General features: G+C 67.2%; 31 protein-coding genes. 13 read left to right on the forward strand and 18 right to left on the reverse strand.

What is annotated here, in order from left to right:
- The first annotated feature begins 4 nt into the window (after window positions 1–4).
- Window positions 5–229 carry a DUF1127 domain-containing protein gene (locus tag J0J10_RS15145; RefSeq protein ID WP_291647272.1) on the forward strand — a complete coding sequence of 75 codons (225 nt, stop codon included), beginning with the start codon at window positions 5–7 and terminating at the stop codon, window positions 227–229.
- A gap of 94 nt (window positions 230–323) precedes the next feature.
- Here J0J10_RS15145 and J0J10_RS15150 read toward each other — a convergent pair whose 3' ends face one another.
- The 3 genes from J0J10_RS15150 to J0J10_RS15160 all read right to left on the reverse strand — a co-directional run bounded on the left by J0J10_RS15150 (window position 324) and on the right by J0J10_RS15160 (window position 3,077).
- Window positions 324–1,772 (reverse strand): ATP-binding protein, encoded by a 1,449-nt coding sequence (locus J0J10_RS15150; protein WP_291647273.1) that lies wholly within the window; start codon window positions 1,770–1,772, stop codon window positions 324–326.
- 5 nt (window positions 1,773–1,777) lie between these two features.
- Entirely contained in the window at window positions 1,778–2,506 is a 729-nt protein-coding gene (locus tag J0J10_RS15155; RefSeq protein WP_291633415.1) for a response regulator, read from the reverse strand.
- 61 nt (window positions 2,507–2,567) lie between these two features.
- A complete protein-coding gene (locus J0J10_RS15160; RefSeq protein ID WP_452118593.1) occupies window positions 2,568–3,077 on the reverse strand; it encodes a MarR family winged helix-turn-helix transcriptional regulator in 510 nt (169 codons plus the stop codon).
- A gap of 185 nt (window positions 3,078–3,262) precedes the next feature.
- Here J0J10_RS15160 and J0J10_RS15165 point away from each other — a divergent pair, with 185 nt between their 5' ends.
- Window positions 3,263–4,150, forward strand: a complete 888-nt coding sequence (locus J0J10_RS15165; protein WP_291633365.1) for a branched-chain amino acid aminotransferase — start codon at window positions 3,263–3,265, stop codon at window positions 4,148–4,150.
- Window positions 4,151–4,207: 57 nt separating this feature from the next.
- On the opposite strand, the gene J0J10_RS15170 is transcribed toward J0J10_RS15165, so the two are convergent.
- The 5 genes from J0J10_RS15170 to uvrC all read right to left on the reverse strand — a co-directional run bounded on the left by J0J10_RS15170 (window position 4,208) and on the right by uvrC (window position 8,894).
- Complete coding sequence (locus J0J10_RS15170) at window positions 4,208–5,290, reverse strand: DUF1176 domain-containing protein (protein WP_291647274.1); 1,083 nt, start codon at window positions 5,288–5,290, stop codon at window positions 4,208–4,210.
- A 2-nt stretch (window positions 5,291–5,292) separates the two neighbouring features.
- Window positions 5,293–5,748, reverse strand: a complete 456-nt coding sequence (locus J0J10_RS15175; RefSeq protein WP_291647275.1) for a molybdenum cofactor biosynthesis protein MoaE — start codon at window positions 5,746–5,748, stop codon at window positions 5,293–5,295.
- A 13-nt stretch (window positions 5,749–5,761) separates the two neighbouring features.
- A complete protein-coding gene (gene moaD / locus J0J10_RS15180) occupies window positions 5,762–6,013 on the reverse strand; it encodes a molybdopterin converting factor subunit 1 (RefSeq protein WP_291633419.1) in 252 nt (83 codons plus the stop codon).
- A 23-nt stretch (window positions 6,014–6,036) separates the two neighbouring features.
- Window positions 6,037–6,648, reverse strand: coding sequence for a CDP-diacylglycerol--glycerol-3-phosphate 3-phosphatidyltransferase (gene pgsA, locus J0J10_RS15185; protein ID WP_291647276.1), 612 nt, complete (start codon window positions 6,646–6,648; stop codon window positions 6,037–6,039).
- A gap of 137 nt (window positions 6,649–6,785) precedes the next feature.
- Entirely contained in the window at window positions 6,786–8,894 is a 2,109-nt protein-coding gene (gene uvrC / locus J0J10_RS15190; protein ID WP_291647347.1) for an excinuclease ABC subunit UvrC, read from the reverse strand.
- A 389-nt stretch (window positions 8,895–9,283) separates the two neighbouring features.
- Here uvrC and J0J10_RS15195 point away from each other — a divergent pair, with 389 nt between their 5' ends.
- The 8 genes from J0J10_RS15195 to J0J10_RS15230 all read left to right on the forward strand — a co-directional run bounded on the left by J0J10_RS15195 (window position 9,284) and on the right by J0J10_RS15230 (window position 14,243).
- A complete protein-coding gene (locus tag J0J10_RS15195) occupies window positions 9,284–9,493 on the forward strand; it encodes a cold-shock protein (protein WP_066471138.1) in 210 nt (69 codons plus the stop codon).
- Window positions 9,494–9,634: 141 nt separating this feature from the next.
- Window positions 9,635–9,910, forward strand: a complete 276-nt coding sequence (gene rpsU / locus J0J10_RS15200; RefSeq protein WP_291633371.1) for a 30S ribosomal protein S21 — start codon at window positions 9,635–9,637, stop codon at window positions 9,908–9,910.
- 33 nt (window positions 9,911–9,943) lie between these two features.
- Window positions 9,944–10,201, forward strand: coding sequence for a hypothetical protein (locus J0J10_RS15205; RefSeq protein WP_291647277.1), 258 nt, complete (start codon window positions 9,944–9,946; stop codon window positions 10,199–10,201).
- Window positions 10,202–10,350: 149 nt separating this feature from the next.
- Window positions 10,351–11,193, forward strand: a complete 843-nt coding sequence (gene lgt, locus J0J10_RS15210) for a prolipoprotein diacylglyceryl transferase (protein WP_291647278.1) — start codon at window positions 10,351–10,353, stop codon at window positions 11,191–11,193.
- Window positions 11,190–12,296 carry a class I SAM-dependent methyltransferase gene (locus tag J0J10_RS15215; protein WP_291647279.1) on the forward strand — a complete coding sequence of 369 codons (1,107 nt, stop codon included), beginning with the start codon at window positions 11,190–11,192 and terminating at the stop codon, window positions 12,294–12,296. The genes lgt and J0J10_RS15215 overlap by 4 nt, the downstream gene beginning before the upstream one ends.
- Before the next feature lie 17 nt (window positions 12,297–12,313).
- Window positions 12,314–13,078: a peptidoglycan editing factor PgeF gene (gene pgeF, locus J0J10_RS15220; protein WP_291647280.1), complete on the forward strand. Its 765-nt coding sequence runs from the start codon at window positions 12,314–12,316 to the stop codon at window positions 13,076–13,078.
- 100 nt (window positions 13,079–13,178) lie between these two features.
- Entirely contained in the window at window positions 13,179–13,463 is a 285-nt protein-coding gene (locus tag J0J10_RS15225; protein WP_291633378.1) for a hypothetical protein, read from the forward strand.
- A 150-nt stretch (window positions 13,464–13,613) separates the two neighbouring features.
- Window positions 13,614–14,243: a 2-hydroxychromene-2-carboxylate isomerase gene (locus J0J10_RS15230; protein WP_291633380.1), complete on the forward strand. Its 630-nt coding sequence runs from the start codon at window positions 13,614–13,616 to the stop codon at window positions 14,241–14,243.
- 13 nt (window positions 14,244–14,256) lie between these two features.
- Here J0J10_RS15230 and J0J10_RS15235 read toward each other — a convergent pair whose 3' ends face one another.
- Complete coding sequence (locus tag J0J10_RS15235) at window positions 14,257–15,006, reverse strand: SDR family oxidoreductase (RefSeq protein WP_291647281.1); 750 nt, start codon at window positions 15,004–15,006, stop codon at window positions 14,257–14,259.
- Window positions 14,996–15,793 carry a glycosyltransferase family 2 protein gene (locus J0J10_RS15240; protein WP_465247212.1) on the reverse strand — a complete coding sequence of 266 codons (798 nt, stop codon included), beginning with the start codon at window positions 15,791–15,793 and terminating at the stop codon, window positions 14,996–14,998. The genes J0J10_RS15235 and J0J10_RS15240 overlap by 11 nt, the downstream gene beginning before the upstream one ends.
- Before the next feature lie 382 nt (window positions 15,794–16,175).
- Between J0J10_RS15240 and J0J10_RS15245 the strand changes: the two genes are divergently transcribed.
- On the forward strand, window positions 16,176–16,826 hold the full coding sequence (locus J0J10_RS15245) for an outer membrane protein (RefSeq protein WP_291633386.1): 651 nt from the start codon (window positions 16,176–16,178) through the stop codon (window positions 16,824–16,826).
- 197 nt (window positions 16,827–17,023) lie between these two features.
- Here the strand turns inward: J0J10_RS15245 and J0J10_RS15250 are convergent, their stop codons facing one another.
- The 6 genes from J0J10_RS15250 to J0J10_RS15275 form a co-directional block, all read right to left on the reverse strand.
- Window positions 17,024–17,629: a glutathione S-transferase gene (locus J0J10_RS15250; protein ID WP_291647283.1), complete on the reverse strand. Its 606-nt coding sequence runs from the start codon at window positions 17,627–17,629 to the stop codon at window positions 17,024–17,026.
- A 38-nt stretch (window positions 17,630–17,667) separates the two neighbouring features.
- Window positions 17,668–18,519 carry a 23S rRNA (adenine(2030)-N(6))-methyltransferase RlmJ gene (locus tag J0J10_RS15255; protein ID WP_291647284.1) on the reverse strand — a complete coding sequence of 284 codons (852 nt, stop codon included), beginning with the start codon at window positions 18,517–18,519 and terminating at the stop codon, window positions 17,668–17,670.
- Window positions 18,520–18,677: 158 nt separating this feature from the next.
- On the reverse strand, window positions 18,678–19,352 hold the full coding sequence (locus J0J10_RS15260; protein WP_291647285.1) for a ribonuclease T2: 675 nt from the start codon (window positions 19,350–19,352) through the stop codon (window positions 18,678–18,680).
- A gap of 9 nt (window positions 19,353–19,361) precedes the next feature.
- Entirely contained in the window at window positions 19,362–19,865 is a 504-nt protein-coding gene (locus J0J10_RS15265; protein ID WP_291638789.1) for a hypothetical protein, read from the reverse strand.
- A 130-nt stretch (window positions 19,866–19,995) separates the two neighbouring features.
- Window positions 19,996–21,129: an iron-containing alcohol dehydrogenase gene (locus J0J10_RS15270; protein WP_291647286.1), complete on the reverse strand. Its 1,134-nt coding sequence runs from the start codon at window positions 21,127–21,129 to the stop codon at window positions 19,996–19,998.
- Between the two features lie 251 nt (window positions 21,130–21,380).
- Complete coding sequence (locus J0J10_RS15275) at window positions 21,381–22,289, reverse strand: DMT family transporter (protein ID WP_291647287.1); 909 nt, start codon at window positions 22,287–22,289, stop codon at window positions 21,381–21,383.
- 168 nt (window positions 22,290–22,457) lie between these two features.
- Between J0J10_RS15275 and J0J10_RS15280 the strand changes: the two genes are divergently transcribed.
- Together J0J10_RS15280 and J0J10_RS15285 are read left to right on the forward strand one after the other, a co-directional pair.
- Window positions 22,458–22,766, forward strand: coding sequence for a metalloregulator ArsR/SmtB family transcription factor (locus J0J10_RS15280; protein WP_291647288.1), 309 nt, complete (start codon window positions 22,458–22,460; stop codon window positions 22,764–22,766).
- On the forward strand, window positions 22,766–23,317 hold the full coding sequence (locus tag J0J10_RS15285; protein ID WP_291647289.1) for an SRPBCC family protein: 552 nt from the start codon (window positions 22,766–22,768) through the stop codon (window positions 23,315–23,317). Before J0J10_RS15280 ends, J0J10_RS15285 begins: the two co-directional genes overlap by 1 nt.
- A gap of 144 nt (window positions 23,318–23,461) precedes the next feature.
- Here the strand turns inward: J0J10_RS15285 and J0J10_RS15290 are convergent, their stop codons facing one another.
- Window positions 23,462–23,992 carry a winged helix DNA-binding protein gene (locus J0J10_RS15290; protein WP_291638794.1) on the reverse strand — a complete coding sequence of 177 codons (531 nt, stop codon included), beginning with the start codon at window positions 23,990–23,992 and terminating at the stop codon, window positions 23,462–23,464.
- A 136-nt stretch (window positions 23,993–24,128) separates the two neighbouring features.
- Window positions 24,129–25,115 carry a TRAP transporter substrate-binding protein gene (locus J0J10_RS15295; protein WP_291638795.1) on the reverse strand — a complete coding sequence of 329 codons (987 nt, stop codon included), beginning with the start codon at window positions 25,113–25,115 and terminating at the stop codon, window positions 24,129–24,131.
- Window positions 25,116–25,130: the final 15 nt, after the last annotated feature.

Consider the following 25,130-nt stretch of genomic DNA (forward strand, 5'->3'; position numbering starts at 1 on the left):
CGCCATGCCGGCCAGGACCGCCACAGAAAATCTATCCCAACTCGCCGAGAAGCATGCCGCTATGGGCCTTTCCGGGCTGCTGCTGCGTTTCGAGGACTGGCTCGCCAGGCGGGCGAGCGCGCGTGCCCTCTACCGCATGGACGACCAGGCGCTGTCCGATCTCGCCTTGTCGCAGAGCGATGTCGAGCGCGTGAACCGCTCGGCCCGCAAGGCGCCCTGGCGCCAGTAGAGCGCTTCCAGCCGAACGGGCCATCGGTCGTGGGCCCGGGCGAGCGTAGCTCGACCCCGGGGCTTCTTGCGCACAGGCTGGAGAGTCCGCCCGCTCAGACCGGCAGGCGCACCGTGGCGCGCAGGCCGCCGAGCGGGGAGTCGCCCAGCATGATGTCGCCGCCATGCGAGCGGGCGATGTCGCGGGCGATGGCGAGGCCGAGACCGGTACCGCCGCCATCGACATTGCGGGCCTCGTCGAGGCGGAAGAACGGCTTGAACACGTCCTCGCGCAGCTCCGGCGCGATGCCCGGCCCGTCATCATCGACCATGACGATGAGATAGCGCGCATCATGCGTGGCGCGGATGGCGATGCGGTCGCCGAAGCGGGCCGCGTTGGAAACCAGATTGGTCAGCAGCCGGCGGACGGCGTCGGGGCGGACGACGACGAGCGGGTCGCCGGCGACGGTGAGTTCGGTCTGGTGGCCCTGGCGCTCGGCATCGGCCTTGAGATGCTCCAGCAGCGAGCGGATATCGGTCTCGACCGGCGATTCACCGGCATCGCCGCGCGCGAAGGCGAGATAGTCCTCGAGCATGCGGCTCATCTCGTCGACATCCTTCTCGATCGCCTCGAGGTCGGGAGAGCGCTCGAGCAAGGCGAGCGAGAGCTTGAAGCGGGTCAGGATGGTGCGCAGATCGTGGCTGACTCCGTTCAGCATCATGGTGCGCTCGCCGATCGAGCGCTCGACGCGGCGTTTCATCTCGATGAAGGCATTGCCGGCGCGGCGGACCTCGCGGGCCCCGCGCGGGCGGAAATCGGCGTCGCGCCCCTTGCCGAAGGCCTCGGCCGCGTCGGCCAAGCGCAGGATCGGCCGGATCTGGTTGCGCAGGAAGAGCACGGCGATGGTCAGGAGGATCAGCGAGGTGCCGGTCATCCAGAGCAGGAAGATGTGACTGTTCGAGGCATAGGCCTGGCTGCGCCGGGTCAGGACACGCATTACGTCCTTGCCGAGCTTGATGCGGATCTCGATCAGGCTGGAGCGGCCGACGGTGTCGAGCCAGAACGGCCGCTTCACCTGCTGGCTGAGTTCGGTCGAGAGCGCGCTGTCGAGCAGCGAAAAGAAGGGGCGCGGACCCGGCGCCGGCAGGTCGGTGTCGGGCAGGATGTCGACATCGAGGCCGAGCCGCTCCTCGGCGATGCGCGAGAGCAGGGTCGCGTCCTTGTCCTGCGGGTAGCTCTCATAGACGTCGATCAGTGCGGCGATGTCCTGCGAGACCGCCGCGGAGAGCCGCTGCGTCACCGTCTGCCAATGACGCTCCATGAAGACATAGGCGATGACCGATTGCAGCAGCACGACCGGCGCGATGACGATGACCAGCGCCCGCGGATAGAGGCCCTTGGGCATGACCCGGCTGATCGCCCGCGCCGGGCGCTTCTGCAGGCGCTTGAGCGGTGCGAACAGGGCGGCGCCGATGCGCGCCAGAACGGTGCCCACCCGGCGCAGCCAGGTACCGATCCCCGTGGCGAGGGGGAGGAGGCGGCGCCGGAGCGAGGCGTCGGCCATGACCTTCAGCCCCGGTCGACGACGAGGCGGTAGCCGACGCCGCGGACGGTCTGGAGATAGAGCGGATCGGTCGGGTCGCGCTCGATCTTGCGGCGCAGCCGGTTGATCTGGACGTCGATGGTGCGGTCGTTGGCGGCCGAGCCCTGATTGGCGAGCTGCTCGCGCGGCACATGCTCGCCGGCCCGCTCGGCGAGAACGGTCAGGATCTCGCGCTCGCGTTCGGTCAGGCGGATCGATTCCTCGCCCTGGCGCAACTCACCGCGGGCGAGACCGAAGATGAAAGGGCCGAAGCGGACATAGTCCGGGCGCGGCGGCGGGGGTGGCGGTTCGGGCTGGGCGTTTCGCTTGAGGATGTTGCCGAGCCGCAGGATCAGCTCGCGCGGCTCGAAGGGCTTGGAAAGATAGTCGTCGACGCCGAGTTCCAGCCCGGTGATGCGGTCGCCGCTGTCGGCGCGCGCCGTCAGCATCAGTATCGGGATCTCCGAGCCGGTGCGCAGGCGACGGGCGAAGTCGAAGCCGTTCTCGCCGGGCATCATGATGTCGAGCACCATGGCGTCGAAGACGAGATGTCCGAGACGATTATCGGCCTCAGCCGCGTTGGCGGCGGTGGTGACGCGGTAGCCGTGGTCGCCGAGGAAGCGCGCCAGCAGGTCGCGCAGGCGGCGGTCGTCGTCGACCACCAGGATATGCGGGGCCTCGTCCGGAATCGGCTTGCGCTGGCCGCTCGGCGCCATCATCCCATCCCTCTCGCCAATGTCGTCTTCGGGCTCATGCCCTTCCGACTAGCACGAAGCGTCAGGTCGACCCAGCCAGATGCGCCATAACGCCGCGTCGTGCGGCCGGATCGATCAGTCCGGCGAGATAGCGCGCGATGATCGGGGCCGTTTCGGGGCCCGCCGCTTCGAGGGCGCGGCCGATGCGCCTGGCCTGCAACTCGGCGAGGCGAATGGCGAGCTCGCGCCCTGCCGCGGTGGCGTGCAGCTTGCGCTGGCGCTTGTCGCGGGTGCCGGGCCGTTGCTCGACGAAGCCGGTCTCGACCAGCTCCTTCAGCACCCGGTTGAGGCTCTGCTTTGTGATCTGCAGGATATCGAGCAGCTCGGCGATGGTCATGCCCGGCCGGCGCTGGACGAAGTGCAGCACGCGGTGATGGGCGCGGCCGAAGCCGTAATCGGCGAGGATGCGGTCGGGATCGCCGACGAAGTCGCGATATGCGAAGAAGAACAGCTCGATCAGGTCGTAGGGCACCGGCTGGCTCGACGTTTCTGATGCGGCCGGTGCTACGGGAGTCGGGGTGGGCGTGCTCACGTTCGTGATCTCTTTTTATGTCAGCCTTGTTGACATATCTCAGACGTAAGATTACCGGTCAAGCACGCGGTGCGACCGATTATGTCGCAAGCGCCGGCTTCGGCGTAGTTTTGATACCGCGCTTGCACCCGGTTTCGCCTTGTGGCGATGTCGGCTGCAAGAAGAGGATCAGGAGGATCTGTACCATGTCAGTCATTCCTTTCGACCAGCGCGACGGCGTCATCTGGTTCGACGGCAAGCTCGTGCCGTGGAAGGACGCCAAGGTGCACGTACTGACCCATGGGCTGCATTACGGATCCTGCATCTTCGAGGGCGAGCGCGCCTATGACGGCGTGATCTACAAGTGCACCGAGCACTCGCAGCGCCTGCACAAATCGGCCGAGATCATGGATTTCACGATCCCCTATTCGGTCGCCGAGCTCGATGAAGCCAAGTATCTCTGCCTCAAGGAAAACGGCCTGCGCGACGCCTATGTCCGCCCGGTCGCCTGGCGCGGCTCGGAGATGATGGCCGTCTCCGGTCTGAACAACGCGATCCATACCGCGATCGCGGTCTGGGAATGGCCGAGCATGTTCGACATGGCGCAGAAGCTGAAGGGCGTGCGCCTCGACATCGCGACCTATCGCCGTCCCGACCCGGCCTGCGCCCCGGTGCATGCCAAGGCCGCCGGCCTCTACATGATCGCGACGCTCTCCAAGCACAAGGCGGAGCGCGCCGGCTATGCCGATGCGATGATGCTCGACTGGGAAGGCAATGTCGCCGAATGCACGGGCGCCAACATCTTCTTCATCAAGGACGGCGTGATCCACACCCCGACCGCCGACCGCTTCCTGAACGGCATCACCCGCCAGTCGGTGATCGAACTGTGCAGGAAGCGCGGTTTCGAGGTGGTCGAGCGCCGAATCCGGCCGGAGGAGCTGGAAGGCTTCTCCGAGTGCTTCATCACCGGCTCGGCCGCCGAGGTGACGCTGGTCTCCGAGATCGGACCCTACAACTTCGTCACCGGCAATATGGGCAAGGTGGTCATGGAAGATTATTCGGACGAGGTTCGTCCGAAGTCCAAGGCGGCCTGAGGCTGCCCAACATCTTGGTTTGAATTCGTCCCGGGCAGCTCCGCTGCCCGGGATTTTTCATTTCGTGACCTTCACTTCGCTGCGGAAGAGCACCGGCCAGTCGTCCGACGGCAGCTGCCGGCATTCGCCCATCGCGCTGAGCGCCGTGAGCGCGAAGTCGGAGCCGGTCCAGGCGTAGTTGCCCGAGCCACCGCAGTCGCCGATGCCGCGGCCTTTGGCGAAATAGCCGATCTGGCCGCTCTCCGGGGTGTAATCCGAGTTGATCAGGACATTGTCGTCATTGCCGGCGAAGGCGACCTTGCGTGCGCCGGCCATCGCGTCGCCCGTGACCAGCCAGTAGCCGGTGAGGATGTTGTAGGCGCCGGCGCCGCAATACAGCCCGATCAATTTGCGTCCGCCATCGAGGGGCCAGGCCCGGTCCGGGTTGTGGCGGGCACCCCTGTCATCGTCCTCGCAGGCGTCCGGGTCGCTCGCCTTCAGATGCTTGCGCAGGGCGGCGCCCAACGCCTTCGCCGTACCGTCGGCCAGCGCCGGGCCGGTCGCCCTGGCGGCGATCACCGGCAGGGCCGGCGGAGACGGCACGGTGCTCGCGGCGGCCGGGCCCTTGCGGATCAGCGCCGTCATGGTGTTGAGCCGGCCCTGCTGCTCGTCGATCCAGAGCATGGCCGCGACCGAGCCGGCGAGCGAAATCGCATAGGTCTTGCCGGCCAGCGTGGCTGAAAGCCTGCTCGCCTTGCGCGCAGCAGCGATCAGCGCCGCGGTGTCGACCTCCGAAAAGACGATACGGGCGGTCTCGCCGTCCTCGACGCCGGCGGCAAGCGGCTTGCCGCCGGCCGGGAATGGCGCGTCGTCGAGCTTGAGGCCGATCGTGAGCGGCGCCTTGAGTTTCTCGCCCGTCAGCTTGAGTGAGAGGGAGACGGCGCCGCCAGGGCCGGCGGGCCGTTCGAGCCTGAGATAGCCGACGGTCTGGGCGGTTTCATCGGGCAGTGAGAGCGCCGTGCAGCTGCGAAGGTTGTCGCAGCCGGCGGTCCAGTCGCGGAAGGTCTTGCTCTGGCCCTGTGCCGATGCCGGGACCATCGCAGCCAGGAGCATCGCGCCGCAGAGCGGGACCAGCCTCGTTAGAAACCATAGCGTGCCCACCGTCAGCTCCAGCGTTCCGCCGCCCTGTCGTCATCCGCCTTGGCCTCGACCCAGCCACCGATGCTGCCATCGGCGAGATGCTCGCGCTTCCAGAACGGGGCACGGGTCTTGAGATAATCCATCAGGAAATCGGCGGCCTCGAAGGCTTCGCGGCGATGGCTCGATGCGGCGATGACCAGGACGATCTGCTCGCCCGGCCTGATCAGGCCGAAGCGGTGAATGGCGAGGAGGCCGGAGAGCGGCCAGCGCGCGGCGGCCTCCGCAGCGACCCGCGCGATCTCGGCCTCGGCCATGCCCGGATAATGCTCGAGTTCCAGAGCGGCGAGCCGGCAGCTCTCGTCGCGGCACAGGCCGGTGAAGCTGACGACGGCGCCGATATCGGCATCGCCGCGGGCGAGCGCCGCGACCTCGGCGCCGAGGTCGAAATCCTCGCGCTGGATGCGGACCACCGGGGTCATCGTCCGTCCCCGCTCAGCCGCCGGTCATCGGCGGGAAGAAGGCGATCTCGCGGGCCCCGGCGATCGAGGCTGCGGGCTTGGCATGGGTATGGTCGATGGCGGCACGCACGATCGCCTCGTTCTCGAAGGCGAGCTCATAGCCTTCGCCGCGGGTCTTCAGCCAGCGCACCAGCTCGGCGATGGTCGCGGTGCCGGGCGGCGGCGAGACGATCTCGTCGGCGAGGCCGACGCGCTCGCGCACCCAGGCGAAATAGACGAGCTTCAGGGGCGGGGCGGCTACATGCTGGTTCATGGCGCGCGCTCATCCATGGCGACGAGATGCCGGATGCCGGCGTTCAAATAGTCCCAGCCGGTATAGATCGTCAGCACGGCGGCGATCCAGAGCATGACGATCCCGATCTGGGTATTGTGGGGCAGGACCTGGTCGCCGGCCGGGCCGACGACGAGGAAGCCGAGCGCGAAGAGCTGTGCGGTCGTCTTCCATTTCGCGACCTTGCTGACGGGGACGCTGACCTTGAGGTCGGCGAGGAACTCGCGCAGGCCCGAAACCAGAATCTCGCGGCAGAGGATGACGATCGCCGCCCAGATCGACCAGCCCTTGATCGTCTCGGTATGGACCAGCATCAGCAGGAGCGCGCAGACGAGGAGCTTGTCGGCGATCGGATCGAGCATGCGGCCGATCGCAGATTGCTGGCTCCAGGCGCGCGCGAGCCAGCCGTCGAGATAGTCGGTGATCGCGGCGGCGACATAGATCGCCAGCGCCGCCCAGCGGGCCCAGTCGTCGCGCGGCCAGAACAGCAGCGCCACCAGCGCCGGAATCGCAGCGATCCGGCCATAGGTCAGAAGATTTGGCAGCGACCAGGGGCCGCGGCGCCGGATAGCATCAGGAAGAATCGTCACGAAGAACACCAAGCCGCGCCTTTGCGACAGCGTCAACACGGAACAAGGTGATTGCATGGCGAAGCTGCGTTTCGACGCCGGCCGCCGTTGGCGAGGCCGGCCCGGCTCAGATCGGGCCGATCAGCCGTGAGAGGGGCTCAGCGCTCGTGAAAATGGTCGTGAACGGCCTTGGCGGTCGCGGCATTGACGCCGGGCGTCTTCATCAGGTCGTCGAGCTTGGCGCGCTGGATCGCCTTGACCGTGCCGAAATGTAGCAGGAGCGCGCGCTTGCGGGCGGGGCCGATGCCGGGAATCTCGTCGAGCGGGTTCTTGGTGATGTCGCGCTTGCGCTTGGCGCGATGCGTGCCGATGGCGAAGCGGTGAGCCTCGTCGCGCAGCCGCTGGATGAAATAGAGCGCCGGATCGCGCGGTGGCAGCTTGAACGGCTCGCGCCCCACCATGAAGAAGGTCTCGCGCATGGCGTTGCGGTCCTCGCCCTTGGCGATGGCGACGAGCGCAATGTCGCTCGCGCCGCATTCGGCCATGATCTTGCGCGCCGCCTCGAACTGCCCCTTGCCGCCGTCGACGATGACGAGGTCGGGCCGCGAGGGGAAGGGGGCGTCGTCGGCCTCGGGCGCTGGTTCATCCGTCCCAGCGGAAACCGCATCCTGAGGAGCGCCGTTAGGCGCGTCTTGAAGGATGATGGCCGAAGCGCGGTCGCCTTCTGGAGCATCCTTCGAGACGGCCGCTTCAGGATGAGGGCTGGAAGGGGGATCTGCTGCTGCTCCCTCCTTCGCCAGCCGCGAGAAGCGCCGCTTCAGCACCTCGCGCATCATGCCGAAATCGTCGCCTGCGATGGTGTCGCTGGAGATGTTGAAGGTGCGGTAATGGCTCTTCATGAAGCCGTCCCTGCCCGCGACCACCATGCCGCCGACCGCGTTGGTGCCCATGATGTGGGAGTTGTCGTAGACCTCGACGCGGCGCGGCGCCTTCGCCATGCCGAAGGCGACGCCGAGCGCGCTGAGCAGGCTCTGCTGGCCGGCATTGTCGGCGAGCTTGCGGGCGAGCGCCTCATGCGCGTTTTTCTGGGCATGGGCGACGAGATCGCGCCGCTCGCCGCGCTTGGGGGCGGCGAGTTCGACCTTGCGGCCGGCGCGGGTGCAGAGCGCTTCGGCGATCAGCTCGGCCTCGGGCAGATCATGCGAGACCAGGACCAGCCGTGGCGGCGGCTTGTCGTCGTAGAATTGCGTGACGACCGAGGCGAGCACCTCGGCCGGGCTCAGGCTCTTGTCGGCGCGCGGGAAGAGGGCGCGGTTGCCCCAGTTCTGCTTGTTGCGGAAGAAGAAGATCTCGACGCAGAACTGACCGGCCTGCTCGTCGATGGCGAAGACGTCGGCTTCCTCGACGCCTTGGGTGTTGATGTCCTGCCCGGCCTGCACCGCCGAGAGCGCCGCCAGCCGGTCGCGATAACGCGCTGCCTTCTCGAATTCGAGCTCCTCGGCCGCCGCCTGCATGCGTTCGGAGAGCAGTTGCTTCACCGCCGAGGAGCGGCCGGAGAGGAAGTCGCGCGCCTGATCGGCGAGGGCCTGATAGTCGGCATGCGAGATCTCGCCGGTGCAGGGGCCCGAGCAGCGCTTGATCTGGAAGAGCAGGCAGGGCCGCGTGCGGTTCTCGTAATAGCTGTCCGAGCAGGAGCGCAGCAGGAAGGCTTTCTGCAGGGCGTCGATGGTGCGTTCCACCGCCCAGACCGAGGCGAAGGGACCGAAATAATCGCCCTTGCGCTGGCGCGAGCCGCGGTGCTTGGCGATCTGCGGCGCCGGATGGTCGCCGGAGAGGAAGATGTAGGGGAAGGATTTGTCGTCGCGCAGCAGCACATTGTAGCGCGGCCTGAGCTGCTTGATCAGGTTCGATTCGAGCAGCAGCGCCTCGGTCTCGGTGCCGGTGGTGACGAACTCCATGTTCGCGGTCTCGGCGATCATCCGCGCCACCGCATTGGTGTGGGCCATGCCACGGGCGTAAGCCGAGACCCGGTTCTTCAGGCTCTTGGCCTTGCCGACATAGAGCACCTCGCCGGCGCGATCGAACATCCGGTAGACGCCGGGCTTGTTCGGCAGGTGCCTGGCGAATTCGGCGATCACCTCGATGCCGGCCTTGAGCGCGCCGGGAGAGGCCTCGCCGAGGTCGAGCGCAGGCTCAGGCGCGGGGAGGCTGGTCTCGTCCTCCAGCTCGATCTCGTCTTCGGGGATGTCGGGGCGTTCGCGATTCATGGTCTGCATGTAGGATGCCGCAGGCGCTTCGTCATGTCAGGAGCGGCTCCGTCCTGCCCGGCGCATCACGTACGGTTTCGCGCCGATGAACGGGTCGTTCGCCCGCTTGAATAGCTTTGTATTCAGGCGGTCGGCTTGCTCATTTTCCGTTGATGTGATCGAGATTTTCCGGGCGATCTGCAAGGGCGGCCGAGAGGTGATTTGACCTCTTTTTGAATTTTTTATTGACAAAATCGATCCCGGACTCTATATCTGTGTTTCGATATTGGGCCGAACGACTTGGCCTCGGCGCTCGTGAATGCGCCGCGCTGACGATCTTCCTCCTCTGTTCGAAATCGCCGCTGCACTGTTTCGTGCGGCTTCATCAAGCACGACTGTAGGAGGCTCCGATGAGCTCGGGTTCGGTCAAGTGGTTCAACGCCACCAAGGGTTTTGGTTTCATTCAGCCGGATGATGGCGGTCAGGACGTGTTCGTCCATATCAGCGCCGTCGAGCGGGCAGGCATGCGCGATCTGCGCGATGGCCAGAAGATCAGCTACGAGTTGGTCCAGGACAAGCGCTCCGGCAAGATGTCGGCGGATAATCTGCGCGCCGAATGAAGGCCCGCTGCCACGGGCGAAGCGATCTGAACGGCGACCACGGATGTACTGGCGCCATCACGTAACGCTCTGAGGCAAGGGCTATCGAGGGGTCGGGACATCAAGCCCGGCCCTTTTTTGTTTTTTGAAGAAAGGATGCCGATGCAGGTTCTTGTGCGCGACAACAATGTCGATCAGGCGCTGCGTGTCCTGAAGAAGAAGATGCAGCGCGAAGGCGTGTTTCGGGAAATGAAGCAGCGCCGGGCCTATGAGAAGCCGTCCGAGCGGCGTGTGCGCGAACGCGCCGATGCCATCCGGCGTGCAAGGAAAGCGGCGCGCAAGCAGGCGCAGCGCGACGGCCTGTTGCCCGCGCCGAAGCGCAAGCCACCGCTTGGCAGGACGCCCCGGCCCGGCATGGCGCCCCGCCCGGCGAGCTGACGCGCATCCGACACCAGCTGGAGAGAGGTTGCCATGTCGAGCCGCAACATGAAGCTGGAAGATGCCAAGGCGCGCGCGCAGGTCGCTTTCGAGAAATCCGAACAGCGCAAGCGCGATGCCTCGCTGGTCTGGCAGACGATCGAGGACGAAGCCCTCCAGTTGCGACAGAAGACGGAGCGCCTGAAGGCGCTGCGTCTCGCCAAGGAAGCGATCGAGGCCGAAGCCAAGGCCAAGCTGCCGGAGCCGAGCGAGGCGAAGCCGGTTCGCCGTCGCCGGACCAAGGACAACTGACCGCGGTTCGGCTATTCCGGGTTGCCCTGACCGGAGCGCAGGCCGGGCCCGTCAATGCGGTCGCCAGCGGGCGAGCGGTGCGCATTTCCGCTTGACCGCGCCCTGTCAGCGTTCGACATCACGCGCTCAGCCTCCCGGATTGCCTGCCGATGCCCGTCTTCGCCATTCCCTTCCCCGTGATCGATCCGGTCGCGCTCCAGCTCGGGCCGGTCGCGATCAAATGGTATGGTCTTGCCTATGTCGCCGGGCTACTCGGCGGCTGGTGGTATGCCCGCAAGCTGGTGATGGCCGACGGGCTGTGGGGCGGCCGCGCCCGGCCGGGCGCCGACCAGCTCGACGACATGCTGCTCTTCGTCGCGCTCGGCGTGGTTCTCGGCGGGCGCCTCGGCTTCGTGCTGTTCTACGATCTCGAGCGCTATCTGGCGCGCCCGCAGGACATCGTCGCGGTCTGGCAGGGCGGCATGTCCTTTCATGGCGGGCTGGTCGGAGCCGCGACCGGGCTCGTCCTGTTCGCGCGCCGGCGCGGCGTGCCGGTGCTCAGTGTCTTCGATCTCTCGGCTGCGGTCGTGCCGATCGGCCTGTTCCTCGGCCGCATCGCCAATTTCATCAATGCCGAGCTCTGGGGCCGGCCGGCGCCGGACGTGCCATGGGCGATGGTCTTCCCGCATGCCGGGCCGGTGCCGCGCCATCCAAGCCAGCTCTACGAGGCCTTCGGCGAGGGGCTGGTGCTCTTCCTCCTGCTCGCTCTGGTCGTGCGGGCCGGCGGCTTCAGGCGGCCGGGCCTCGTCGCCGGCGTGTTCGGCATGGGCTATGCGGTGGCGCGCATCGCCGCCGAGTTCTTCCGCGAGCCGGATCCGCAGCTCGGCTTCCTGTTCGGCACCGGCATGGGCAGCGGCGGCGGGCTGACCATGGGCATGCTGCTGTCGATCCCGCTGTTCCTGGCGGGGCTCGCTTTGGTCCTGCGTGCGCGGCGAGGGCAGGCGCAATCGTGACGCCGCTGGGGCAGGAGCTCGCCCGGCTGATCCGCGACGAGGGGCCGCTCAGCGTCTCCCGCTACATGGCACTCGCCCTCGGCCATCCGCGTCATGGCTACTACATGAAGCAGGATCCGTTCGGCGCTGCCGGAGACTTCACCACGGCGCCGGAGATCAGCCAGATATTCGGCGAGCTGATCGGGCTCTGGGCGGCGACCGCCTGGCGCATGATGGGCAAGCCGGCGCCGTTCCGCCTTGTCGAACTCGGCCCCGGCCGTGGCACGCTGATGCAGGACATGCTGCGAGCCGGCAAGGTCGTGTCCGGTTTTCGCGAGGCGCTGACCGTCCACATGGTCGAGACCAGCCCGGTGCTGCGCGAGCGGCAGAGGGCGACGCTGGCCGCGAGCGGCATGGCTCCCGTCTGGTATGAGCGGATCGAGGACGCGCTGGATGGGCCGGCGCTCATCGTCGCCAATGAATTCCTCGACGCCCTGCCGCTCGACCAGTTCGTCCTGACACCGGAAGGCTGGCGCGAGCGGCTGGTCGGCCTCGACGGCGAGGGGCGCTTCGCTTTCGGCTTGTCTGCCGCACCCGAAGGGCGGATTGCGCGCCCAGCCTCGCAAGGCGCCGTGCTGGAGCAGCCGCTCGCGGCGCTGGAGACGGTCGCGACCGTTGCGCGCCATGTCGCGGCAGAGGGCGGTGTGGGTCTCTTCATCGATTATGGCGCGGTGCAGACCGGCTTCGGCGATACCCTGCAGGCGATGCGGCAGCACGGCTTCGTCGATCCGTTGGCCGAGCCCGGTGATGCCGATCTGACCGTCCACGTCGATTTCGCGCGCATGGCGCAGGCTGGTCGGGCGGCTGGCGCGGCAGTGCATGGCGCGGTTAGGCAGCGCGATTTCCTGCTGGCGCTGGGGCTCGAACAGCGCGTTGCGGCGCTGTCGCGGCGGGCGGTGCCGGAGCATGCGGCGAGGCTCGCAGCCGGCGCGAGCCGGCTCGTCGCAGCCGACCGTGGGACTGATATGGGGCAGCTCTTCAAGGTGTTGGCACTGGCCGACCCGCGCCTGCCCTTGCTGCCCGGATTTGACCTTCATCGCCTGCCAGAGCAGGCCGCCCCCTGAATCGGAGCTGGAAAGCGATGTTCATCACCTCTCCCGATCTTGCCGGTGAAACCGGCATCCGGCATGCCTTCTTCACGCGCGAGGGCGGGGTCTCGACCGGGATCTACGCCTCGCTGAACGGCGGCGTCGGTTCGCGTGACGACCAGGGCCATGTCGCCGAGAATCGGGCGCGCATGGCGGCGCAGCTCGGCGTCGAGCGCGACAAGTTCGTCAGCGTCTACCAGGTGCATTCGCCCGATGTGGCTGTCGTGACCGGGCCCTGGCCGGCCGAGCGTCCGCAGGCCGATGCGATGGTGACGATCGCTCACGGTGTCGCGCTCGGCGTCTCCAGCGCCGATTGCGGGCCGATCCTGTTCGCCGACAGCGAGGCCGGGGTCATCGGTGCCGCGCATTCGGGCTGGAAGGGCGCTTTCAGCGGTATCGTCGGCGCGACCGTGACGGCGATGGAGAAGCTCGGCGCGCGGCGCGAGCGCATCATCGCCGTGCTCGGCCCGACGATCAGTGCCGCGGCCTATGAAGTCGGGCCGGAGTTCATCGAGCGCTTCAAGGCGGAAAATCCGACCTTCTCGCGCTTCTTTCATGCCTCGGAGCGTCCGGCGCATGCGATGTTCGACCTGCCGGCCTTCATTGCCCATCGCGCCCAGGAGGCGGGGATCGGTCGTTTCATCGATCTTGGCCTGTGTACCTATGCCGACGAGGCGCGCTTCTACAGCTACCGCCGCACCACCCATCGCCAGGAGGGGGATTACGGCCGGCTGATTTCGGCGATCACGCTGACCTGATCACTGCCGGCCTGCCCTTGCGTCATCTCTGGTTGCTTGCGGGACGGGACGGAGTCATCCTTCCGCGGTCATCCACCATCAACATGGCTGCGGGGGACATATGGAACAGATTCTGATGAATCTGGTCGCCGGCGCGATCGGCGGCAATGCGGCCGGCAAGGCCTCGCCAAGCTTCGATCTGGGCACCATCGGCAACACCATCGCCGGACTTGTGGGCGGCGGCGTGCTCGGCCAACTGGTCCCGATCGTGCTGCCGGCGATCACCGCGGCGGCGGCGGGCGGCAATCTCAGCATCGGCGGCATTCTCGCCAACCTGATCAGCGGCGGTGCCGGCGGCGCGATCCTGACGGCGATCATCGGGGCGGTGAAGAACAAGACCGCCTGAGGCGTATTCCGCCGGAATTCGCTGCGCCCGCGCGGAGGGCGCTGGCCTTCGATCCGTACACGCGATTCGCGCATGAGCCGTCGCGCAGGAACCCCTTGTCGCGGCGCGTTGCGGGAGGGCAATCTCGCACGCCTTGCGTGGAGACCGGCGATGCAGCGACAGATCGACTATTATTTTTCCCTCCTTTCGCCCTGGACCTATCTCGGGCACGAGCTCTTCCTGTCGATCGCCGCGCGTCATGGCTGCGCCGTCAACTATCTTCCGGTGCCGTTGCGCTCGGTCTTCGACGAGACCGGCGGCCTGCCGCTGCCCAAGCGCCACCCGGTACGCCAGCGCTATCGCATCCTCGAATTGCAGCGCTGGCGCGAGCGGCGCGGCAAGGCGCTGAACCTGTTCCCGCGCCATTTCCCGCTCGACATCGCACTGGCCGACCGGGCGCTGATCGCCGCGACGCTCGCCGGCAAGGACCCTGGCGGCTTCATGGAGCGCGTGCTGGCCGGCGTCTGGGCGCAGGAGCTCGACCTGTCACAGCGCGATTTGGTGATCGGGATGGCCGATGCGTCCGGGCTCGACGGCGAGGCGCTGGTCGGCGAAGCCGAGTCGGAGGCGGTTGCGGCGCGCTATGCGGCTTCGAGCGAGGCGGCGGTGAAGGCCGGTGTCTTCGGCGCGCCGAGCTATGTCCTCGGCGGCGAGGTGTTTTGGGGCCAGGACAGGCTCGAATTGCTCGACGACGCGCTGGCGAGCGGCCGGGCGCCCTACAGCACCGAGGCGAAAGTCTGAGCGGCCGGCGCCGTCAGTCGACGATATCGGGCGTGCGCCAGGCGAGATGCTGGCCGGCGTCGACCGCGATCATCTGGCCGGTGATCGCTTCGGCGCGGGCAAGATAAAGTACGGCATCGGCGATCTCCCGGGGTTCGACCTTGCGGTTCAGCAGCGTCCCGGCCGCCTCGGCGGCAAGGGCGCTTTCGCCGCCATGCGCATTGGCGAAGGTCGGGCCGGGGCCGACGGCGTTGACGCGGATGCGCGGGGCGAGCGCCTGCGCCATGGTCGTCGTCGCCGCAAGCAGGGCCGATTTGGTCAGCGTGTAGGAATAGTATTGCGGCGTCAGCTTCCGGACGCGCTGATCGATGATGTTGACGATCGCACCTTGCCGCTCCGCCGGAAGCCGGTTGGCCATCGCCCCGGCGAGGACCGAAGGGGCCCGCAGGTTGATCGAGAATTGCCGGTTCCAGCGCAGCACCTCGAGCGAGCGGACATCGTCGATCAGAAAGCTCGAGGCGTTGTTGACCAGCAGCGTGACGGGGCCGAAGGCTGCTTCCGCGGCCGGCAGAACGCCGTCGACCGCTGCGGCATCGACCAGATCGGCGGTGACGACGGCGGCCTGGCCACCTTTCGTACGAATCTGCGCGGCGAGTTCCTCGGCCTCGCTGCGCGACTGGTTGCAATGGATCACCACCGCATAGCCGGATTCCGCCAGACGTTCGACGATGGCGCGGCCGATGCGACGGGCTCCTCCGGTGACGAGTGCGACCTCACCGGCCATTCGGGCCTCCTTCGTGGCGTTCGCCGCGACGCTGGAGCCGGCGCTCCCAGTGCTTGGCGACGCGTAGATAGCGGTAGAACGCGTAATTCATGGCCGTCATGAAGCCGTAGACGCCGCGCAGAGCGTGGCGGCGGCCGATATAGGCCTTGAAGAAGTTGCCGGGGAATTCCAGCGCCAGCCGCAAGGCCGAGAGCGTTTCGCCGCGCTGGTCGAGATCCTCGGCCTGGGCATCGCTATAGGAATTCAACTTGGCGATCTGCTCGCCGAGCGAACGCACGGAATAGTGATGGATCGTGCCCTTCAGGCTGCCGACCCGCGTTCCGGGCTGCAGCTCGACCCGGTCGTGAACCGGCGAGGGCGAATAGCGTCCCTTGTCGCTGCGGTAGAGGCGGACCGGAGTCAGGGCATAGGCGAAGCGGTGCGGTGCGCCTTCGCCGGGGAAGACCTCGGCAATGCGCAGCCTGTAGGCGTCCGCGGAGGGCTCGCCGGCTGCGAAGAGAGCGGCGATCTCGTTCACGAGTTCGAGAGGTGCCACCTCGTCGGCATCGAGATTGAGCAGCCAGGAATGGCGGCATTGCTCCTCGGCGAAGCGCTTCTGCTGGCCATAGCCTGGCCAGGGATTCTCTATGACGCGAGCGCCCAGTTCGGCTGCAACGGCCTGCGTGCCGTCGGTGGAGCCGGAATCGACCACCACGATGTCGTCGCTGAGCGAGCGTACCGCCGCAATGGTGCGGCCGATCCGGTCGGCTTCGTCGCGGGCGATGATGAAGATCGAGATAGGCGGCACGCAGACGTCTCTGTGGGAGGGCATCCCGGCTTAAGCATGGGCTGCCGCCCCCTGCAAGCAAGCCCGGCCCCGGCGCCTATCGGTGCGAACGGGAACCCAATTCGGATTGCGGCGTTTGTGTGGTGGCCCCGGCCGTTCGGTGTTTTGGCGCCTGCCGTTGCGTTAGTATTTGATTCACCATTCACTCTGTCTTAACAATCACTAACTGGCGTTGATCAATATGCCTTCTTGCTTCCGCATTCTGCCGCAATTTCGCCGCGGTCTGGCAAGCAGATGTGTTCTTGCCGCAACAGACACGGCTGGCTATCGACCTTATAAAGGGGTCATCGATATCACTGCCGGACCGGTGCCGGCCTCAGCGACGACTATCAAGGAGTACACCATGAAGAAGTTCCTGCTTTCGGGCGTTGCGGCCCTCGGTCTCGTCGCCGCTGGCGCTGCCTCCGCTGCCGACCTTCCGAGCCGCAAGGGCCCGGTCGTTGCCCCGGTTTACGTTCCCGTGTTCACCTGGACCGGCTTCTACGTCGGTGCCAACGCCGGCTACGGCTGGGGCAATGTGAACCTCAACGGCTGGGCCAACAACATCGGCAATCTCGACGGCTTCGTCGGTGGTGGCCAGATCGGCTACAACTACCAGATGGGCCAGTTCGTGATCGGCGCCGAAGCCGACATCCAGGGCGCCGACCTCGGCACCGGCCGCAACGTCTTCGGTGACAGCGTCAAGACCGAATACTTCGGCACCGTCCGCGCTCGCGTCGGCGTCGCCTTCGACCGGTTCATGCCCTACATCACCGGTGGTTGGGCCTATGGCAACGTGAAGACCTCGATCCCGACCCTGGCCTTCTCGTCGGATCGTTCGCACACCGGCGGCTGGACTGTCGGCGGCGGCGTCGAGTACGCCTTCACCAACAACCTGATCGGCGGCGTCGAGTACCTCTACGTCGACCTCGGCGAGAAGAACATCGCCGGCGCTGGCACCAAGGTCGGCACCGACTTCTCGGTCGTGCGCGCCCGCCTCAGCTACAAGTTCTGATCTCTCCTCACGGAGACGGAACGGACCCGGTGGCTTCGGCCACCGGGTTTTTCTTTGTCTGGAGCACGGCGTGGCCGAGGATGTGGTCCTGCCCGAACATGCAAAAGGCCGCCTTGGAGGCGGCCTTGATCTTGTGACGCTGAAATATGAACGCGCCGGCGACTTGCGCGGCGCGCGCTGCCGGAGCCGTCGGGCCCTCAGCTCTTGACGCGCGTCGCCTCGAAGGCCGGCATCTTTGCGGAGAAAGCGTCGAGCCAGGCGACGAGCCGAGGATGCGCGGCGCGCCATTTGCCCTCATGACGAAGATCAAGATAGCCGAGCGCGCAGGCGAGCGCGATCTCGCCGATCCGCGGCCGGTCGGCGAAGGCCGGCGGCTCGGCTTCGAGCGCCGCCAGTGCCCGGTCGATCTTGCCCTGCTGGTTCTCGACCCAGCCGGCATGGCGGATTTCGGCGGGCCGGAAGCGAACCTCGTAGACTTGCAGGAGTGCCGCATCGCAGATCCCGTCGGCGAGCGCCTGCAGCCGCAATTGTGCGAAGCGTTCTGCGCCTGCCGGGATGATCCTGCCGCCGCCGGCGAGATGGTCGAGATATTCGACGATGACGCGCGAATCGAACAGCGTGGTGCCGTCCTCGAGGACTAGCGTCGGGATCTTGCCGAGCGGGTTCTGGGTGCGCAGCGAATCCGCGGGATTGGTCGTATCGGTGGCGGCGACTTCGACCCGGTCGCTCAGGCCGAGTTCGGCGAGGGCGAGCTTGACCTTGCGGCCAAAGGGGGAGGCGGGCGAGGAGCGCAGGATCAGCATGGCAGGGCTTTCGGGCTCGAAGCGAATCGGAAGCGGGATCAGCCGTCGGGGCGGATCGCCTCGCATCGATAGCGCGGACGCGGCCCCTGCGCGAGGCGCTCGCACAAGGCCGGCAGCAGGATCTCGGCTTCCTGCATCAGCAACCAGGGTGGGTTGACGACGAGCAACCCGGTGGCGCTCAGCCCGCCGGCCGCCTCGGGGCGATCGACATCGATCTCGAGCCTGAGCAGGCGGCCGATGCCCGCTTCGTCAATGGCCTCGATCAGGTGGTCGACGGCGCGCCGGTCCTTGATCGGATACCAGAGCGCATAGATGCCGGTCGGCCATTTCCGCCAGGCGGCGATGAGGGCGCGGGCCAGCGTCTCGAACTCGTCCTTCTCCTCGAAGGGCGGGTCGATCAGGACGAGACCACGCCGTTCCTTCGGCGGGACATTGGCGCCGAGCGCGGTCCAGCCGTCGATGGCGAGTGCCTTGCAGCGCGCGTCGCGGCCGATCGCCTGGACGAGCTTGCTATAGGTACCTTCATGCAGTTCGGCGGCGATCAGCCGGTCGTCGTCGCGCATCGCCTGGCGGCAGAACCACGGTGAGCCGGGATAGGAGGTTGCGCCGTAGAGGGCGCGCGCGGCCGCAACCGCCTTGCGCCAGGGGACGAGCAGCGTCTCGACCGCCGGCGCGAGCGGCGCCTGATCGAGTCGTGCCACGCCGTCGCGCCATTCATGCGTGCGCAGGGCTTCGTCAGAGCCGAGATCGTAGCGTCCGGCCCCGGCATGCGTGTCGATGACGCGATAGGGTTTATCCTTGGCGTTGAGATGCGTGAGGATGCGCATCAGCACGACGTGCTTGAGGATGTCGGCGAAGTTCGCGGCGTGGAAACCGTGTCGGTAATTCATGGGGCGCTCTTAGATCGCCGCGCGTCCGTTCGGACGCGGTCACGGTGATCTATCTCTTTGTTATCGCATCGGAGTTTTTCGAAAAGTGGAATCCACTTCTCGGTCCGATGCTATAGCCTGCTTTGCGCCCGGCCGATATCGGCCGCCGCCGCATGCGCTCAGGGGCTGGCCGTGATTCTGATATCGGGCGCGCGACAGCCGGAGCGGTCGACCTCCTGGCAGCTGCGGAAGCCACGCAGATCGCGGGTGAAGCAGATTCGCACCTCCTGCAGCAGGCCGCGGCGGCAAGCGACCGACATCATGTCGGTACGCAGGCCGGGATTGGCGGCGACGAAGGCGCGTTCGAGCTCGATCGGTGTCCAGGTCTGCTCGCGGTCGCTGCCGCGCAGCGCCGGCGGAATCACGACCTTCTCACGGGCACGGCGGACATCGGCGAAATAGCCGGCGGGACTGGAGCCGGTGCAGGTGCCATGCTTGCGCCATTGATAGCGGGCCAGGCCTTCCGTCGGGAACAAGCCCTCGGCTTCCGACAACGCCATGCGCGACGGGCTGCGCCCGGCCGGGCCGCAATCGGTCGGATAGCCGCGTTCATTCTGCGGCCAGAGCCCGTGCACGACGAAGCCGGGATTGGCCCCGGGCGCGCATTGCTCGCGCGAGCGCCCGCGGCCGCCATCTTCGAGCTCGCAGAAGCCCGGAGACCAGGAGAGTGCGAGCACATAGAAGTCGAAATCACCGGGTGCGCCGCCGCGGCCATACTGCGCCTGCGCCGGAGCGCCGAACGCCGCAAGACCGAGCAGCGCCAGCGCTGACAGCCAGGCGCGCGGGAGCTTCATGGTTGGATGTTACCGCTCGGGGCCGGGGCGCGCCATCTGACAGCCGGGGGCGTAGGAGCGATGGCGGTCGAGGCCGTCGACGCACCAGTTGACGTTCCAGGTCCAGCCGAACAGGCCGAGATTCTCGCGCACCGAATAGTCGACGCGGCGCAGCACGCCGTCATTGGTCATGACGCGGGCGGTGCAGAAGCGGCGCGGGATGAAGTCCGCGCCCCAGGGGCGCCAGGCGATCGGCCTGACCCGATCGAAATTGACGATCTGCAGCGGGCCCCAGAACTTGGCCTCGCGCGAGTTGAACCAGCTGGTGATCTCGCCGAGCACGGCCGGATCCTCGCAGGCCGGCAGATTGCCATGCATCGGGATGATGCGCGCTTCGGCCCGGTCGGCCGGGTCGACATAGCGGCCGCCCGAGCGATAGGCCGGGTCGCCATAAGGTTCGCCGCCTGCCTGAGCCGGCAGGGCTGCGAGGCAGAGCGTGGCGGCAAGGGCCGAGAAAAGCGAAACGCGGCGCATGGGCGGCCTTCGGAAAATGGGACTGAATCCGTCGCGCTACGATGGAGGCGAGGCCCGTCCCGGTCAAGGCGACGGTTGCGTTCCGGCCGCAAACCGTCGCGGGTTGTGACTTTCCTATCGCGCTTTTCGGTCAGCCGAAGGACGCGACCAGCATGGCCTCGTAGTCGGAGGCGGTGGCGGCGCGCGGGTTGGTGGCGCTGGAATGATCCTGGACGGCGGCCTGCGCGATCGCCGGGAGCACCTCGTGCGGCACGCCCATGGCCGAAAGGCTCGCCGGCATGCCGAGGCGCGCGGTCAGGCCAGCGATCCATGCCGCGAGATCGGCATCGGGGGCAAGTTCGAGCGTGCGGCGGATCTCGGCGTACTTCTCCTTGGCCGAAGGCTCGTTGAAGCGCAGCACGGCCGGCAGCAGCACGGCGTTGAGCGTGCCGTGATGCAGCGAGATCTGCTTCAGTCCGCCGAGAGGGTGGGAGAGGGCGTGCACGGCGCCGAGCCCCTTCTGGAAGGTGAGGCCGCCCTGCAGGGCCGCCATCAGCATCTCCTTGCGGGCCTCGCGATCCGAGCCGTCGGCGACGGCGCGTTCGATATGGCCGACGGCGCGCTTCAGCCCGTCGAGGGCGATGGCTTCGGCGACCGGGTTGTCGCGCGGACTGAGATAGGTCTCGATGCAATGGGTGATCGCGTCCATGCCGGTCGCGGCGGTGAGCCAGGAAGGCAGGCCGAGCGTCAGGTCGGGGTCGCAGACCGCGAGCTTCGGGATCAGATGGGGCGAGATGAAGCCGAGCTTGCGGCCGTCGTTCAGCGTGATCAGCGCGGCGCGGCCGACCTCGCTGCCGGTGCCGGCGGTGGTCGGGATGGCGATGACGGGCGCGACCTTGGCGGTGATCTTCGGGATGCCGCCGAGGATCGCGGCATAGTTTTCGAGCGGACCGTCATGGCCGGCGAGCAGGGCGACGCCCTTGGCGAGGTCGATCGGCGAGCCGCCGCCGATCGCGACCAGGCCGTCGCAGCCATGTTCGCGGTAGACCGCCAGCGCCGCGAGAACGGCTTCCTCGGTCGGATTGGTCGGCGTTTCCGAAAAGAGCGCGGCATTGCCGAGGACAGGGGAGGCGGCACGCAGGCGATCGATCAGGTCGGTGGCGGCGAGGCCGCGATCGGTGACGATCAGCGGACGGGAGATGCCGAGCTGGGCGAGGCCGTCAGCAACCGTCTTGAGCTCGCCGAAGCCGAACTGCACCGTCGTCAGATAGGAGATCGTCGCCATCACATTTCCTCGCGAGCTTTCGGCGCTGCGGCCGGTCGGCTGTCTTGTCGCGCGTTCGCGCCATCGATGCCACCCCCGGCGTCCTGACACCGGTGCAGGACGCCCCGGCGAGAACGCGATGTTGGCGAAGCGAGGCGCCGTCATGCGGTGGGCTCGACAGGCCGCGGCAACAACCGATCGCCATTTCGATCGCGATGTCGGTCGCGCTCGCGTGAGCAGGCGGTCCCGTCCTTTTCGCTCCCGCCCCGCCGTCAGTGCTGCTCGATCGTCACCCGTTCCTTGGCGGCTTCGGCGGCCGCATTGCCGGCGCGCCTTTCGAGAACGAGCAGAGCGAGGCCCGCGGCGACGATCAGGGCGGCACCCAGCAGCATGGCGGGCGTCGGCCAGTCGCCGAAAACGAACCAGCCGAAGACCAGCGCCCAGACGATCAGCGTGTACTGATAGGGCACGACAACAGAGGCTTCGGCGAGCTTCAGCGAGCGCGTCACGCACAGATGCGCGACCATGGCGATGATGCCGAGCAAGGCGAGCAGGCCGAGATCGGCCAGGGTCGGCGTCACCCAGCCGGTGGGCAGCAGCAGGAGGCCCATCACCAGCGCGCCGAGCGTCTGCCAGAAGACCAGGGTGACGTCGGGCGTGCTGCGCAATTGCCGGCCGGTGATCATCATCGCGGCGAAGGAGAAACTGCCGACCAGCGCGATCAATGCCGGCAGGGACAGGCTCTGCCCGGAGGGGTTGAGTGCGATCGCGACACCGACGAAGCCCGCGGCGACGGCGAGCCAGCGGCCGGCATCGACCCGTTCGCCGAGCAGCAATGCGGCGAGCACCACCGCCCAGACGGGTGCGGCCAGCCAGAGAGTCATCGTGTCGGCGAGCGGCAGATAGGAGACCGCCCAATAGAACAGCGCGACCTCGCAGGATCCGAGCGTGACCCGCAGCAGTTGCAGGCCCGGCCGTTCGGGGCGGAGCGTGCGGCCGACGCCCTGCTTCACCACGAAGGGGATGATCACCAGCAGCGCAGCAGCCGAGCGCAGGAGCAGGACCTGGCCGACCGTATAGGTCGCGACCAGCCATTTCCCCATCACGTCGTTGAGCGAGAACAGCAGGATGCCCAGCAGCATCATGGCGATACCGGCGAGCGTGGTGTTGCGGCTGGGCATGGCGATCTTTTGGGCAGAGCAGGAGCCGGTTCCATCGCCCGTAGCCGACGCCGAAGCAAGTCGCCCGACGCAAGGGCAGGCCGCGTCCTGCACAAGGCCGCTGGCATACTTTATTTTCGTATTGACTTAATTAAGTGAGATAAGAAATATATGGCCATGGATCGGTTCATGGCGCTCGCAGACCCCACCCGTCGACGCATCATCGAGATGCTGGGCGAAGGCGCCCTGGCAGCGGGCGAAATCACGGCGCGCTTCGAAGTCAGTGCTCCGGCGATCTCGCAGCATCTCAAGGTTCTGAAGGCGGCCGGGCTGGTGACCGTCGAGATCAGCGGCCAGCGCCGCATTTACCGGCTCGAGCCCGGCGGCCTGGACACGTTCGAGGCCTGGGTCCGGCAGGTGCGCGGTTTTTGGACCGCCTCGCTCGGCCGGCTCGAGCAGGAACTGGCAAAGCCCGGGACAGATGAGGGAGTGGAATGATGAACGAGCATGGCGTTGTTCTGGAAAGCGGGGCGGTGCGCTTCGAGCGGATCCTGCCGGGACCTCTGGAGCGGGTCTGGGCCTACATCACCGAGTCCGGCAAGCGCGGGACCTGGCTCGCGTCGGGCGAGATCGAGCCGCGCGTCGGCGGCAAGGTCGCGCTGCTGTTCAAGCATTCTGAGATCACCGACGAGGCGCCGCCCGAGCGTTATCGCGAGGCGCATGAGAAGGGCTGGCTCGGCCATGGTGCGGTGACGCGCTACGAGCCGCTTCGGGCGATCGCCTTCACCTGGCCGGGCGAGGCGCCGACGAAATCCGAGGTGACGTTCGAGCTCACCCCGGAAGGCGAGCGTGTCCGGCTCGTCGTCACGCATCGCAAGCTCGCCGATAGGACCGAGATGACCAGCGTCTCCGGCGGCTGGCACCTGCATCTCGGCATCCTCGAGGATCGGCTCGCCGGCGCGGCGCCGCGCGGTTTCTGGTCGAGGCTTGGCGGGCTCGAGACGGAGTACGCTGCGCGCTACGCCGATCTGCCGCAGAGCCCCGCCTGAAGGTGCCGAGCAGGCACCGTCATCAAGGTTGAGGCGAAACGCCGGACATCATCACAGGGACCGCGCTCGATGACGGCTCGCGGACAGTCGGCGCGGCTATGTCGCCTGTCCGGTCGGCAGGGCTTCGCGTTGCGATGGCGGTGGTTACAGGCTCGCCGCTGCCCGTGCCGCCTGGTCGTATTGTCCCGAAAGAGAGCGCATCGCGGCGGCGATCTCGGAGAGGCGCTGCGGGTCGATGCCGGAGGCGAGGACAGATTTCACCAGGAGTTGTTCGCGTACCTGTGCATAGCGCCGGCAGGCTTCCTCGCCCGCCGGCGTTACTGCGGCGGTCTTCTCCTTGCCCTTGCGCCCGCCCTTGATCAGGCCGAGGCGCTCGAGCTTCTTGAGGGCGTAGTTCACGACATGCGTGTCCTCGATGTTGAGGATCAGGCAGATGTCGGCGAGCCGCTTGGGTTTGCCGCGATGGTTGACATTGTGCAGGACGAGCACGTCCATCGGCGTCAGATCCGCGAGGCCGGAGGCCGTCATGCCGCGCAGCATCCAGCGATGGAAGGCATGCACGGTCATCGAGAGCGCGAATTCGAACTCCGACAGGGCCGGCATGGCGCCGGAGGCGAGGTGGCCGGAGGAGACGATGGGGCCGAGCGGGGCAACCGCGGGCTTCTGATCGGACATGGCGGCGTCGGGGTCCTGCATCGCGCCTGCGTTCTCGCTGGTGGGGGTCGCCGGGGCCTTGATCGCTGGCCCGGCGGGCCATTCATCGCCAGCGCGTCGGCGGCGCCGCCCCGCGAAAGGGCGGCGCCGCGTGGTCTCACATCTTCTTGTAGGCGTCGATGATCGCCTGGCCGTCGGCGCCGGCCTTCTTCAGCCAGTCGGCCGTCAGCGTCTCGCCGGCCTTCTTGAAGCCGGCGGCGAGCGCCGGAGAGGGCGCCTGCACCTTCATGCCCTTGGCCTTGAGCTGGTCGAGATACCAGTTGGTCTTCTCTTCCCACATCTTCCAGCCGCGCGCCTCGGCATCGGCCGAGGCCTTGAGCAGGGCATCCTGCGTCGGCTTGTCGAGCGCGGCGAAGGCGGCCTTGTTGACGAAAGTCGCGTCCTTCGGGATCCAGGCCTGGACGTCGTAGAAATGGGTCAGGGTCTCCCAGGCCTTGGAATCATAGCCGGTGCCGCCCGACGACATGAAGGAGTTGACCACGCCGGTGGCCAGCGCCTGCGGCAGCTCGGCCGCCTGGATCGTCACCGACTGCATGCTGAGCAGATCGCCGAGGCGCGCCGTGCCGACATTATAGGCCCGCCATTTCAGGCCTTTCATGTCCTCGATCGTGTTGAGCTCCTTCTTGGCGTAGACGCCCTGCGGCGCCCAGGGGACCATGAAGAGGAGCTTGATGCCCTGGCTGTCGAGCTTCTTCTCGATCGCCGCCTTGGAGGCCTTGTAGAGCTTCATCGAGTCCGCGAAGGAGGTCGCGAGGAAGGGCACGACGTCGATGCCGAAGACCGGGTCCTCGTTCTCGTGGATCGACATCAGCACTTCGCCCATCTGGGCCTGGCCGCTGGCGACGGCGCGCTTGATCTCCGGCGCCTTGAACAGCGCGGCGCCGGGGTGGACGGTGATCTGCAGCTTGCCCGATGTCGCCTTCTCGACGTCCTTGGCGAAGAGGGCGAGATTCTCCGAATGCGGGTTGTCGGCGGGATAGGCGGCCGGCAAATTCCATTTGGTCTGGGCGGAGGCCGGGGCGGCAAGCGCGAAGGCGCTGCAGCCGAGCGCGAAGGCGGCGATGGCGGATCTGCGGTCGAACATGTCGTTTTCCCTCTC

The organism is Allobosea sp., from assembly GCF_017308075.1.
Classification (GTDB): domain Bacteria; phylum Pseudomonadota; class Alphaproteobacteria; order Rhizobiales; family Beijerinckiaceae; genus Allobosea.